This is a genomic window from Streptomyces sp. SID5643, assembly GCF_009872555.1.
GTDB lineage: Bacteria > Actinomycetota > Actinomycetes > Streptomycetales > Streptomycetaceae > Streptomyces > Streptomyces iakyrus.
On the sequence record NZ_WWIC01000080.1, the window covers coordinates 32,596 to 46,153 of the forward strand.

The 13,558-nt window shown below is 70.2% G+C and carries 8 protein-coding genes; 6 read left to right on the plus strand and 2 right to left on the minus strand.

The window, feature by feature from the left end:
• Nucleotides 1–389: 389 nt before the first annotated feature.
• Nucleotides 390–3,485 (minus strand): glycosyl hydrolase, encoded by a 3,096-nt coding sequence (locus tag GTY56_RS09990; protein WP_161364565.1) that lies wholly within the window; start codon nt 3,483–3,485, stop codon nt 390–392.
• Nucleotides 3,486–4,329: 844 nt separating this feature from the next.
• Here GTY56_RS09990 and GTY56_RS09995 point away from each other — a divergent pair.
• From GTY56_RS09995 to GTY56_RS10020, 6 genes are all read left to right on the plus strand, one after another.
• The gene (locus tag GTY56_RS09995) at nt 4,330–5,694 is read left to right on the plus strand and encodes an ABC transporter substrate-binding protein (RefSeq protein ID WP_161364568.1); all 1,365 of its coding nucleotides are present in this window, start codon (nt 4,330–4,332) and stop codon (nt 5,692–5,694) included.
• A gap of 112 nt (nt 5,695–5,806) precedes the next feature.
• Nucleotides 5,807–6,754 (plus strand): carbohydrate ABC transporter permease, encoded by a 948-nt coding sequence (locus GTY56_RS10000; protein ID WP_202509971.1) that lies wholly within the window; start codon nt 5,807–5,809, stop codon nt 6,752–6,754.
• Nucleotides 6,751–7,662: a carbohydrate ABC transporter permease gene (locus tag GTY56_RS10005; protein WP_161364571.1), complete on the plus strand. Its 912-nt coding sequence runs from the start codon at nt 6,751–6,753 to the stop codon at nt 7,660–7,662. The genes GTY56_RS10000 and GTY56_RS10005 overlap by 4 nt, the downstream gene beginning before the upstream one ends.
• Nucleotides 7,659–9,698 carry a beta-galactosidase gene (locus GTY56_RS10010; RefSeq protein WP_161364573.1) on the plus strand — a complete coding sequence of 680 codons (2,040 nt, stop codon included), beginning with the start codon at nt 7,659–7,661 and terminating at the stop codon, nt 9,696–9,698. Before GTY56_RS10005 ends, GTY56_RS10010 begins: the two co-directional genes overlap by 4 nt.
• Before the next feature lie 4 nt (nt 9,699–9,702).
• Nucleotides 9,703–10,512, plus strand: a complete 810-nt coding sequence (locus GTY56_RS10015; RefSeq protein WP_161364575.1) for a DeoR/GlpR family DNA-binding transcription regulator — start codon at nt 9,703–9,705, stop codon at nt 10,510–10,512.
• Entirely contained in the window at nt 10,509–12,671 is a 2,163-nt protein-coding gene (locus GTY56_RS10020; protein ID WP_161364577.1) for an alpha-galactosidase, read from the plus strand. The genes GTY56_RS10015 and GTY56_RS10020 overlap by 4 nt, the downstream gene beginning before the upstream one ends.
• 73 nt (nt 12,672–12,744) lie before the next feature.
• On the opposite strand, the gene GTY56_RS10025 is transcribed toward GTY56_RS10020, so the two are convergent.
• The coding region (locus tag GTY56_RS10025; protein ID WP_202509972.1) for a glycoside hydrolase family 6 protein at nt 12,745–13,558 on the minus strand (814 nt) is incomplete at its 5' end.

The window sequence follows — 13,558 nt, forward strand, 5'->3', positions numbered from 1 at the left end:
GTCAACCGGACCACCTGCCAGTACGAGCGGCTCAAGCACCGCAAGGCGGGCGATTACCGGGACGTGCCCCTACCGGCCCGGGTGAGGCAGACCATCGAGTGCCCAGGTGCGTCCCGACCCGCTCGGGCGTCGAGAGCGACTCCACGACCTGAGGGGAGATCCGTTGGTGCGGCAAGGCGTCGCTCCGTTCTCGGCAGGGTTCTCCTCTCGACGATGAGCCGAACCTTCCGCGGACCACCACCGCGCGTAGGCCATCGGGGCCCCGGGCGGCGTCACCGGCGACCGTCCGTGAGCACGCCGGCCGGCCGGCAGCAGTCCATGCCCGTGGTCCGACGCCGTCGGCGACGACCGGCCGTCGTGCCGGACCACGGGGGGGGACCGCCTTGCCGTCAGGCGAACGGGATGGTCAGAACGGACCCCTTGCCCACCTGGACGGTGGACGGGCCGTTGCCCAGCGCGCCCCAGAGCTCGACGCGGACCGTGCCGCCGTTCAGGTCACCCAGGGTGCCCGAGGCGGAGTGCAGGCCCTGCCGGGCCGAGGAGTACTCCTCCCAGCCGGGGACCGGGTCGGTGGCGAAGTAGCGGTACGTCTCGACGCGGTCGAAGGTGCCGTCGCCGGTCAGGTCGTAGGAGACCCTGGCCTGCTGGGCGTAGCCGACGTTCGAGCCGGCGTCCATCTGGAAGGCGAAGGCGGTGCCCGCGCCCGCTTTCAGGGCGCCCTTGACGTTCTTCACCTCGTACACGACCGGGTTCTTCGGTGTTCCGTCGTTGTTGGTGCCGCCCGCGGACGGGACCGTGTCCGAGGAACTCGTCGCGGTCGCCTCGGTGGCGAGCGCACCGCCGGAGCGCAGGTGGAAGGTGTCACCCGTGACGTACGGCGGGGGCGGGTCGCCGGCGGTGGTGACTCTCACGCCATCGCTGGCCGGTCCGACCTGGTTGGCCGTGTCGCGGGCCTTGACGGTGTAGGAGTACTCGGTGCCGGGGGTCAGCCCGGTGTCCTTGTGCGTGGTGGCGGTGACGGTGGCGACCTTGGTGGTGCCGCGGAAGACGTCGTAGTTCTTGACGCCCTTGTCGTCGCTCGCCGCGTCCCAGGTCAGCTCGACCGAGGTCTCGGTGACGCCGGAGGCGACCGGGGTGCCGGGCGCGGTGGGCTTGTCGTCGGCCGGCGGGGGTTCCTCGCCGCCGCCCGTGGCGCCGCACAGTGTGCCGAGCTTGGTGTCGTCGCCCGCTCCGGACGCGGTCGAGTTCGGCGGGACATTCAGCACGCCGCCGTCGGAGAACACCACCGAGCACTCCTCGGCGCCGTAGTTGTGCGCGGCGTAGGTCACGGTGTCGTTCTTGTCGAAGGCGACGGCCGTCGGCGTGTTGGCCGTGATCGTCATGTCAGGGGCGCCGAGGGAGTTCATCGTGGCGACCCAGTGGTAGGTGTGGGCCTTGGTCTCGCCCTCCTCGGGGGTGTAGCCGCCGTTCCACTGGTTCCAGTGCTGCATGGCCCTGGCCGGATCGTAGAGGGCCTGGACCTGCCAGAAGATGTCCTTCCACTCGACGGCGGGGCCGCCGTTCTCCTTCTCCATCTCGGTCACGCTGCGGCGGAGCATCTCCTTCTCCCGGGCCAGGTGCAGCGAGCCGCCGGTGACGGGGAGGAAGTTGATGCCGTGGATCTCCTCGGGGTTGGCGGTCCACCAGGTGGCGTAGGCGCCGCCACTGCTCCAGACCATCCCGACGACGTCGTGGGTGAAGTCCTCGGGGTAGACCTCCTGGTCGGCGTCGAACCAGTACTGGGCGATCGACTCCGACTCGGTCGTCATCATGTAGACGCCCAGGTCGCGCAGTTCGTTGTCCCCCGTGGCCGAACCCCACATGATCAGGCCCGCGCTGAGGTTGACCGACTCCGAGGACGACTCCTGGTTGTTGCCGGCGGCGAAGGCCTCATGGCCGGCGGCCCAGCTGTGCCCGGCGTAGGTGTCGAAGCCCCGCAGGAACGGGTACTTGGCGTCGCCCCTGGCCGGGTTGGCGGCGTCCTTGACGAGTTCCTCCACCATGCCGCCCCACTCGGAGTCGGCGACCCACCGCGGGTCGTACTGCGCCACGGTCGCCGCGGCCATCACGTAGTAGGAGTAGTGGAAGTGGTGGTCGTTGAGCTCCTGGTCGCTGCCGTAGGAGGCCGGGTAGCCGATGAGGGTGCGCCAGTCCTTGTCATAGGAGAACTCGGAGGGGCCGCCGACGGTGAACCACTCCTCCATGCGGCCCTTGATGAGCGTGAGGAGCTTGTCGCGGGCGGCCGTGTCGCCGATCTGGTCGGCGATCGGTACGAGTTGGGCGAGCTTGCCCAGGGCCTTGCCGGTCCAGTAGGTGTCGATGGCGCCGCTGAACGGATCGCCCTGCGTCAGCACGTCGTTGATGTAGGTCTTCAGTCGGGCCTTGTCGACGCCCGCGGCGCTCGGCAGGCCGGGCAGGACGCCGTTCACCTTCTGCGTGGTGGTGAAGGACGTGCCCTCGCGGACCTTCATCTCGCCTCGCGAGGAGACGTAGCGGTAGTCGGTCAGCGGGTCGGAGGTGTGCAGCCACTGGTGGCGGTAGAGCGCCTGGAGGGTGCCGGTCTCCTCGCCCTCCTTCGCCTCGGTGGTCAGCGTGTAGGTGGCCTTGACCTCGCCGTCGCCCTCCCGGTAGTCCCAGTCGACCTTGGAGCCGGTCACGAAGCTGAAGGCGTACTTCGTGTAGTCGGCGAGCGCCTCCTTGCCCGGCAGGACCGCCAGGGAGAAGTAGTCCCTGGAGCCGAGGTCGGCGCGGATCTGGTTTCCGGAGACCGTCCAGTCGCTGCTGCTCGGGGCGAACAGCGCGTAGTGGTGGCCGGAGATGGTGACGCCGAGGACGTTGCCCTGGTCGGCGAAGACGGTCGGCGGGGCCGCGGCGCTGATCTGCGCCGCGCCGCCGGTGCCCTCCGCGTACACGTACGGTGAGCCGTGGCCGATGGTCGCCCGCAGGGTGCGCGCGGCGTCCTTCCAGTACGGGGTGACGGTCCAGTCGCTCCACCCGTCCGCCTTGGCGTCGGGTGAGTTGAGGCCCGCGAGGCCGAGCGTCAGGTCGGCCTTGTGCGCGAACTCGTACTGCCTCCCCCCGCCCACGATCTGATGGTCCGTCGGGTAACCGACCTCCAGGCCGCCGGAGACCGCCTTGTAGGTGAGGGGGTGGCCGTACATGTTCTCCGACCACGGGTTGGAGGCGAACCGTTGGAAGATCAGCGAGGACCACCAGTCGTTGGTCGGCACGGGCTTGTCCGCCATGGCGGGCGTGACCTTCGGCTTGACCGCCTGGCCGCCGTTGTTCGACGGACCTTGCCGTCCGGCCGGCCGGACGTCGCTGTAGCTTCCCTTCCCCACCTCGATGGTGGCGGCGGAGGCGACACTACTGCCGACGGTGGACGCCAGACCCGCGGCGGCCAGGACGGCCGTCGACAGGAGTGCGAGAGGTCTGCGGAATCTCATGCGCAACCCTTCTGAGAGCGCTCTCAAGACGCCGTCAACGTAGGCTCGTGTCAACGAGCGGTCAACACTTCAAACAGGGGTCTGTTACACGGGACCGGCACGGACCTCGCCGGCGGCAGGTGACCGCACCCCGACCGACGGGCAGGTGGATCGGCAACCGGGCTCCGCGACTCCGCGCGAGCGTGTGCATCCTTGTGTGATCTCGCGCAGCAGCACCCCGCCGCCCTCTTTCATGGAGGAGCCCGCACTCCTGCCGCCCTCCTCAAGGGAACCGAGTGGGTCTGAGAGCGCTCTCACGCTCTCGGGAGAGCTTCTTCATTCCGATCGGGCCGACAGCTCAGGCCCCAGCCCCGACCGGGACCGTTCACCGCCGGACCGGCCCGATGAAACCCTCTGGCCGCGCCCACCGACGCGTATGCACCCGCGCACGCGCCACCCGGCCCGGAGCGACGCCCCTGGAGTGTCCGGCCCGCCGAACGGGAACGCCTGCCCAGTTCCCCATTCAGCCGGTCGAACAAAGCCGATTGAGACATCGCACGACACCGAACGGCCACGCCTCGCGGACGACGGGCACGGCACCAGCCAAGCCACCCGGCATTTGCAGCTGCACGTTCGCTGAATCGTTTTCTGACAACGTTCGACAATCCCGTCCGGCGATCGGCAACGCCAATCCGTGCAGGTAGAGACCAATCGTGGAACCGTCCACGCGGTCGATAACGGTTCTTGTTTGATTCCGTTATCTAGCGATGGAGTGTGTTGACTTTACGAGTAGTTAACAGTCAGGGTGTGCGCACCCCGCCACTCCGGGACCCGTAGCGGAGCGGCCCGTACCGAGGAGACGTCCATGTCACTGCGGATCCATCGCCCTGCGCTCCGCCGGACCCTGGTGGCCCTTGCCACGCTCCCCCTGATCGCCACCGCGGCGTGCGGCGGCTCCGGTTCCGAGGACAGCGCTTCGGGTGAGCAGGCCAAGTGCGAGAAGAGCGACGGCAAGGTCAAGCTCACGTACTGGTCCTGGATCCCCGGCGTGGAGAAGGCGGTGGCCGAGTGGAACCGCCAGAACCCCGACATCCAGGTGGCCGTCAAGTCGACCCCCGCCGGCAACGCCGGCACCTACCAGAACATGTCGAACGCCCTGAAGGCGGGCAATGCTCCTGATCTCGGGCAGATCGAATACGACTCGCTGGCGAGCTTCCGCCTCCAGGACGGCCTGACCGACATCGCCTCGTGCGCGGGTGTCAAGGAGGCCCAGGGCGACTTCGTCGACTGGACCTGGTCCCAGGTGACCTTCGGTGCGGACGGCAAGGACGGCGTCTGGGCGGTGCCGCAGGACACCGGCCCGATGGCCCTCTTCTACCGCAAGGACCTGTTCGAGAAGCACGGCATAGCGGTCCCGAAGACCTGGCAGGAGTACTACGAGGCGGCCAAGAAGCTGAAGAAGGCCGACCCGAAGGCGTACATGACGCACTTCTCCCAGACGGACCCGAACTGGTTCAGCGGTCTGCTGTGGCAGAAGGGCGCGAACATGTTCGCGCAGGACGGCGACGCCTGGAAGGTCGACGTCGACAGTCCGGCCGCCGGCGAGGTGGCGGACTACTGGCAGAAGATGATCGACGAGAAGCTGGTCGCGACCGATCTGCAGGGCTTCTCCCCGGCGCTGTACAAGGCGTGGAACAACGGCGAGGTGGCGACCTGGGTCAGCGCCGCCTGGGGCTACAGCACCATCCGGGACAACGCCAAGGCGACCTCCGGCAAGTGGGGCGTGGCCCCGATGCCGCAGTGGTCCGCGGGTGAGAACAAGGCCGGCAACTGGGGCGGCTCGACCACGGCGGTCCTCGGCAAGAGCGAGCACCCCTACGAGGCGGCGAAGTTCGCCCTGTGGCTGAACACCGACCCGAAGGCGCTGGAGATCCTCAACCGTGAGGGCGGTCTCTACCCCGCCGCCACCAAGGGGCTCGACCTGGCGGCGCTGAAGAAGCCGGTCGACTTCTACGACGGGCAGAAGGTCTTCGACGTCTTCGCGGACGCCTCCAAGAACGTCACCACGGACTGGACGTTCGGCCCGACGATGACCGACACCTACCGCTTCATGGGCGACGGCATCGCCGGGGCACTGGGCGGCAAGGGCACGCTCAAGGACGCGCTGAAGTCCACCGACGCCAAGACGGCCGACTCGCTGGAGAAGCAGTCCCTGGAGGTCGCCAAGTAGGCGGCAGGGGGCCGGGCCCCGGGGTGACCCGGGGCCCGGCCCCGCCCGCCGGGTCCCGCTCGCGGCCCGTTCTCCCTCGCCAGCACAGCCCAGCCCAGGAAGAGACCACGACATGACCGCCGATCCCATAGCGGCCACAGCCCCGCCGCCGGCGCAGACCACCCCCACCCGCGTCCCTGCCCGCCGCAGACGCAACTGGGCTCCCGTCTTCTTTCTCGTGCCGTTTTTCGTGCCGTTCATCCTGTTCACCCTGGTTCCGGTGGGTTACGCCTTCTACCAGAGCCTGCTCAAGACCGAGCGGACCGGCGGCACCTTCGGCCGCAAGACCACCGTGTTCGCCGGCCTCGACCAGTACAGGGAAGTGCTCGGTGACGCCGAGTTCCTCGGCAGTGTCGGCCGGGTGCTGGTCTTCGGGCTGGTGCAGATCCCGGTGATGCTGCTGCTGGCCCTGGTGCTCGCGCTGCTGCTGGACTCCACGGTGACCCGGCTCAAGCGCTTCTTCCGGATCGCCTACTTCGTGCCGTACGGCATTCCGGGTGTGATCGCCGCGCTGATGTGGGCCTTCCTGTACGACCCGCGACTGTCGCCCATCGTGGACCTGCTCGACAAGGCCGGCTCCGCGCCGGACTTCCTCGGCTCGTCGATGATGCTGTGGTCCATCGGCAACGTCGTGACCTGGACGTACACCGGGTACAACATGCTGATCATCTACGCCGCGCTGCAGGCCATCCCGTCCGACATCTACGAGGCGGCCCGGATGGACGGCGCGAGCGAGGCGAAGATCGCCTGGCGGATCAAGGTACCGATCCTGCGGCCGGCCCTCATCCTGACGGGCGTCTTCTCCATCATCGGGACGCTGCAGCTGTTCACCGAACCGCAGGTGCTGCGCTCCATCTCCACCAGCGTGACCAGCACCTACACACCCAACCTGGCGGCCTACTCGCTCGCCTCGGCGAACAACTACAGCGAGGCGGCGGCCATGTCCGTGACGCTGGCGCTGGCCACGTTCGTCCTGTCGTTCGGATTCCTCAAGCTCACGGGGCGAAAGGCCGAGTCATGAGCCTCCTCACCGACACCGCGGGCGCCCACGCGCCCCGCCAGACCTCGAAGACCGGGCCGCGCGGCCCCCGGGAGAGCCGCCTGGCGGTGATCACGGCCACCGGTTTCCTGGTCGTCATCGCCGTCTACATGCTGCTGCCGGTGTTCTGGCTGATCGTTTCGGCGACCAAGAGCCAGGGCGACCTGGTCGACTCGTTCGGGCTCTGGTTCTCCGACTTCCACCTGCTCGACAACCTGCGAGCGCTGTTCGCCAAGCAGGACGGGGTGTACCTGCCCTGGCTGCTCAACAGCCTGCTCTACGCGGGGGCCGGCGCGGCCGTCGGCACGCTGCTGTCCGCGATGGCCGGCTACGCCCTGGCCAAGTACCGCTTCCGGGGACGGGAGCTGCTGTTCTCCGTGGTGCTCGGCGGTGTCCTGGTGCCCGCCACGGCGCTGGCGCTGCCGCTCTTCCTGCTGTTCGCCGAGGTGGACGCGACCAACACGTTCTGGTCGGTGTTCCTGCCCAGCATCGTCAGCCCCTTCGGCGTCTACCTCTCGCGGATCTTCGCGGCGGCGTCCGTGCCCGACGAGCTGCTGGAGGCGGCCCGGATCGACGGGTCGGGCGAGCTGCGGACGTTCTTCACCATGTCGCTGCGGCTGATGTCACCCGCGATGGTCACGATCTTCCTGTTCCAGTTCGTGGTCATCTGGAACAACTTCCTGCTGCCGCTGGTGATGCTCCAGGACGACCGCCTCTACCCGGTCACCCTCGGCCTCTTCACCTGGCAGTCCCAGGTCAGCCGCGACCCCTCGCTGCAGATCCTGAGTCTGACCGGCTCGCTGGTGTCGGTGGTGCCGATCGTCATCACCTTCCTGGTGCTCCAGCGGTACTGGAAGGCGGGCCTGGCGGCGGGAGCGGTGAAGTCGTGACCGACGCGCTCACGCAGCTGTCCGATCGGCTCGGCGGCATCGCCTACGGCGGCGACTACAACCCGGAGCAGTGGCCGCGCGAGGTGTGGGACGAGGACGTCCGCCTCATGCGGGAGGCCGGCGTCAACCTGGTCACCGTCGGTGTCTTCTCCTGGGCGTTTCTGGAGCCCCGCCCCGGGCAGTACGAGTTCGGGCTGCTCGACGAGGTCCTGGACCTGCTGCACGCGGGCGGCATCGCCGCCGACCTGGCCACGGCCACGGCGTCCCCGCCACCGTGGTTCTCGCTGCGGCATCCCCAGGCGCTGCCGGTGACCGCCGACGGCGTCCGGCTCACCCACGGCTCGCGGCAGACGTTCTGCCCGAGCAGCCCCGCCTACGCCGAGGCGGCCGGCCGGCTCACCGAACGGCTCGTGGAGCGCTACCGCGACCACCCCGCGCTCGCGCTGTGGCACCTGCACAACGAGTGGGGCAACCACAACGCGCACTGCTACTGCGACACCAGCGCCGGGGCGTTCCGGGACTGGCTGCGGGAGCGGTACGGGGACCTCGACGGCCTGAATGAGGCCTGGGGGACGGCGTTCTGGAGCCAGCGCTACGGCGACTGGGCGGAGATCATGCCGCCGCGTGCCACCGCCGCCGTGCCCAATCCGACCCAGCAACTCGACTTCTGGCGGTTCTCCTCGGACGCGCTGCTGCGACTGCACCGGCGCGAGGCGGAGATCGTGCGCCGCCTCTCCCCCGACGTGCCGCTGACCACCAACCTGCTGGTCACGCTGGAGAAGAAGGTCGACGGTTTCTCCTTCGCCGGGGAGTGCGACTTCGTCTCCGTCGACCAGTACCTCACGGCCGCGGACCCCGAGGCGCACATCGGGCTGTCGCTCGACGCCGACCTCGCGCGCGGGATGGGCGGCGGCGCTCCGTGGCTGCTGATGGAGCACTCCACCTCCGCGGTGAACTGGCAGCCGCGCAACGTGGCGAAGACCCCGGGGCAGATGCGGCGCAACAGCCTCGCGCACGTGGCGCGAGGCGCCGACGGCGTCCTGTACTTCCAGTGGCGCCAATCGCGGGCCGGCGCCGAGAAGTGGCATTCGGCGATGCTCCCGCACGGCGGCACCGACACCAAGACCTGGCGTGAGGTGACCGGCCTCGGGCAGGACCTCAAGGCCCTCGCCGAGGTGCGCGGCAGCCGCGTCGAGTCGGACGTGGCCCTGCTCTTCGACTGGAACGCCTGGTGGGCGCTGGAGATGGACGCGACCCCCTCGCGGGACGTGCGCTACCTCGACCTGGTGCGCGCCTGGTACGAGGCGCTGTGGTCGCTGGGCATCACCTGCGACCTGGTGCATCCGTCGAGCGACCTGAGCGGCCACCGACTGGTGCTGGTACCGAGCCTCTGCCTCACGTCGGACGCGGACGCCGCGTCGCTCGACGCCTTCGTCCGAGACGGCGGGCACACGGCCGTGGGGTTCTTCAGCGGTGTGGTCGACGAGAACGACCACGTGCGGCTCGGCGGCCACCCCGGGGCGTACCGGAACATGCTCGGCGTCCGCGTCGACGAGTTCTTCCCCCTGCGTGAACAGCAGGCCGTTCGCCTCTCCGACAGCTCGCAGGGCACCGTCTGGACCGAACTCGTGGAGCCGCGGGGCGCCGAGACGGTCCTGTCCTTCGACAAGGATCCCTCGTACGGCGGCCCCGTGGCGGGACACCCGGCGGTGACCCGCAACGCCCACGGTGCGGGAGTGTCCTGGTACGTGGCGACGCGGCCGGACGCGGACGCCCTGCGCGGACTGCTGTCCCGGGTCTGCCGGGAGGCCGGTGTCACGGCCGCGGCGGAGGTTCCGGCCGGGGTGGAGGCGGTGCGCAGGCGCGGGCCGGACGCCACGTATCTCTTCCTGGTCAATCACACCTCCTGTGACGTGTCCGTCCCGGCGAGGGGGGTCGACCTGCTGAGCGGCACCTCCGTCGAGGGCAGGACCGAGGTCCGGGCGGGCGATGTCAGGGTGATCCGGGAAGACGGCCCGCCCTTGTCGGAGCGGTGACGCCATGCTGGCAAGGCAACGGCAGGAGCGGATCACCGAACTCGTCCGGCAGCACGGCTCGATCCGGGTCGGGGCACTGACCGAGCGGTTCGGCGTGTCCCACATGACGATCCGGCGCGACCTGGAGTCCCTCGCACGTCAGGGCCACCTCGACAAGGTCCACGGAGGAGCGGTCACCGCGGAGCACGGCAGCACCAAGGAACCTTCGTTCGGGGAGAAGCGGTCGCGTGAGGTCACCGCCAAGGAGGCCATCGCGGCCGCGGCCGCCCGGCTCGTCGCTCCGGGCTCCGCGGTCGCTCTGACAGCGGGGACCACCACGTGGACCCTGGCACGCCACCTCCTGGACATCCCGGACATCACGGTGGTGACGAACAGCGTCAGCGCGGCGCAGGTCCTGGAGGCGAGCCGGCGGCAGAAGCAGACGGTCGTCCTGACCGGCGGCGTCCGCACCCCCTCCGACGCCCTGGTGGGGCCGGTCGCGGTCGCCGCGCTGACCTCGCTGCGAGTCGACATGCTGTTCATGGGGGTCCACGGCATGGACGCCCGGACCGGCTTCAGCACACCCAACCTGGAGGAGGCGGAGACCAACCGGGCGATGTGCCGCTCGGCGCGGCGGGTCGTGGTGCTCGCCGACCACACCAAGTGGGACACGCCCGGCCTGGCGACCATCACCGCGCTGGAGACGGCCGACCTGCTCATCACCGACTCGGGCATCGACGCGCACGCCCGGGACGCACTGGAGGCCGGCGTCGGCGAACTGGCCCTGGTCGAACCGGCCGCCCCCATCCGACCGACCGAAGGCCGACGCACATGAGCACCGAGCACCTCCTCCACTTCCGAGCCGCGGGCACCAGCCTCGTGCTCGACTGTTCGGGCCCCCGGCTGCCCCGGATCCTGCACTGGGGGGCCGACCTGGGTGATCTGGGCGACGAGACGTCCGGCGGGCCGGGGGTCCTCGCCTCCCTCGCCGCGGCGAGCCGCGCCGAGCTGGGCACCAGCGTCCCCGACGTCCCGGTGCCGGTGAGCGTGCTGCCCGAGCAGTCGGCCGGCTGGCTGGGCACTCCGGGGTTGTCCGGCCACCGCGAGGGCTCGGACTTCTCCAGCGCGTTCACCGTCCGGGAGGTGCGCACGCCCGGCCCCCGTTCCCTGACCGTCGAAGCCGTGGACGAGCAGGCACGGCTGGCGCTGCGGTGGGAGCTGGAGCTGACCGCGTCCGGTCTCGTGCGCCAGCGCGCGGAACTCACCAACGAGGGCGGCGCTCCCTACACGGTGGACGCGCTGCAACTCACGCTCCCCGTGCCGGCGCACGCCACCGAGATCCTGGACCTGACAGGGCGTCATCTGCGGGAACGTTCCCCGCAGCGGCACGAGTTCACGCTCGGTACACATCTGCGGGAGAACCGCCGCGGGCGCACCGGCGTCGACGCCACGCTCCTGCACGCGGCGGGCGAGCGGGGCTTCGGTTTCCGCGGCGGTGAAGTGTGGGCGCTGCACGTCGCGTGGAGCGGGAACCACCGCACCTTCGCCGAGCGGACCAACTCCGGCGTCTGTCTCCTCGGCGGCGGTGAGCTGCTGCTGCCGGGCGAGGTACGCCTGGCGCCCGGCGCCTCGTACGCCACGCCGTGGCTGCTGGGCGCGTACGGCCGGGGCCTGGACGACATGGCGGGGCGTTTCCACACCTACCTGCGGCAGCGCCCCCACCACCCGGCCGCACCGCGCCCGGTCACGCTCAACACCTGGGAGGCGGTCTACTTCCGGCAAGACCTGGACACCCTCACCGCCCTGGCGGACGCGGCGGCGCAGGTCGGGGCGGAGCGGTTCGTCCTGGACGACGGGTGGTTCCGCGGACGCCGTGACGACCGGGCCGGGCTCGGCGACTGGTACGTGGACCCCGACGTCTGGCCGCGGGGGCTGCACCCGCTCGTCGGGCACGTCCGCTCCCTCGGGCTCCAGTTCGGCCTCTGGGTCGAGCCGGAGATGATCAACCCCGACTCGGACCTGGCCCGGGCCCACCCGGAGTGGATCCTGTCGGCGGCGGGGCGCATGCCGCCCGAGGCCCGGCATCAGCAGGTGCTGGACCTGGGCCGCCCGGAGGCGTACGCGTACGTGCTCGAACGGCTCGACGCCCTGGTCGGCGAGTACGCCGTCGACTACCTCAAGTGGGACCACAACCGCGACCTGATCGACGCGGGCAGCGGCCCGTACGGTGTCGGCGGGGTGCACGCCCAGACCACCGCGGTGTACGCGCTGATGGACGAGCTGCGCCGGCGCCACCCCGCGCTGGAGATCGAGTCCTGCTCGTCGGGCGGCGCGCGGGTGGACCTCGGCATCCTCGAACGCAGCGACCGGGTGTGGACGAGCGACTGCATCGACGCCCTGGAGCGGCAGCAGATCCAGCTCTGGACGGGAATGCTGCTGCCTCCCGAGCTGATGGGCGCCCATGTGGGCGCTCCCGCTTCGCACACCACGGGCCGCACGCACGGTCTCGACTTCCGTGCCGGCACCGCGCTGTTCGGCCACATGGGCATCGAATGGGACCTGACCCGGGCGACGCCGGAGGAACGCCGTCGGCTCGCGGAGTGGATCGAGGTCCACAAACGGCTCCGGCCGCTGCTGCACGGCGGGACCGTCGTGCACGGCGACCACCACGACCCCGCCGTGCTCGTGCACGGCGTCGTGGCCCCGGACCGGTCCCGGGCCGTGTACGCGGTGGTGCAGAAGGCCACGAGCGTGCAGGTGCCGGCGGGCCGGGTGCGCCTGCCGGGCCTCGCGGAGGACGAGCTCTACGCCGTCACCCCGCTGCCGCCGGGAGACGTGGTGCGGGGCCCGGTCACCAGCCCGCTGCCCTGGTGGACACCGGTGGGTGTGGAGCTGCCGGGCCGTGTCCTGTCCGCGGTCGGCGTGCAGTCGCCCACCCTCCACCCGGAGAGCCTCGCGCTGATCGAGGTCCGGCGGATCGCGCCCCGGGCGTGACGCACCCGCGCGGGGGTGGGGAGGCTCGACGCCTGTCTCCACCCCCGCGCGGGACCCTTGGGGTCCGGGACGGTCACCGCAGGGGCGGGTACGCGTTCTGCATCAGCTGCCGGAACTGGGCGGAGAACCAGTGCCCGGAGATCGGCGCGTCCGGGAGTGCGCCCGACATGTTGTTGCCGTTGCGCGGGTTGCCCGTGTAGGTCGGGTCGCACATGCGGTCGAAGCCCTTGCCCTCGTCGTTGGGGATCTGCTTGCTCGCCCCGTCGGACTCACCCGGCGGCTTGATCCACACGTAGGCGTCGATCCCGGGTTCCGGTGCCGCCTGCGGCCGTTCGCCGAGGCCGGCGCCTGACTGGTTGCACCAGTTGCCGACATGGATGCGGCGGTCGTAGCGGCAGCCGTCGACGTAGGCGTCCACGCTCGTTCGCGGGCCCGGGCCGGCGGGCCGCGCGGCGCCGCCCCAGCCGTTGCGGGAGGTGTCGATCAGCATGCCGGTCTTCGGGTCGAAACCGACGGAGACCAGCTTCTGCCGGAACGCCTGGGCGAACGACAGCTCGTCGGTGTACCGGTTCCAGTCGACCCACTTCGACTGGCGCACCGACTTGTCCCCCACCTGGTCGTCGATGGAGAAGTGCTCCTCCTTCAGGGCGCTGTAGTTGGCCGTGTTGGTGATGAAGCCGTGGACGTCGGCGATGGTCGCGCCCTCGCTCGTGGCGGCCTGTTTGAAGACGTCGGCGGAGGCACCGAAGTTGTCGTCCCAGCCGATCCAGCCGTGGTGCGCGGCGTCGACGTAGTTGTAGACGTTGGGCACGTCGCCGAGCTTGTTGAGCGCGTAGCCGACGCCCTTGACGTAGTTGCCGTTGGCCTTCATCACGTCGCACTGCGGG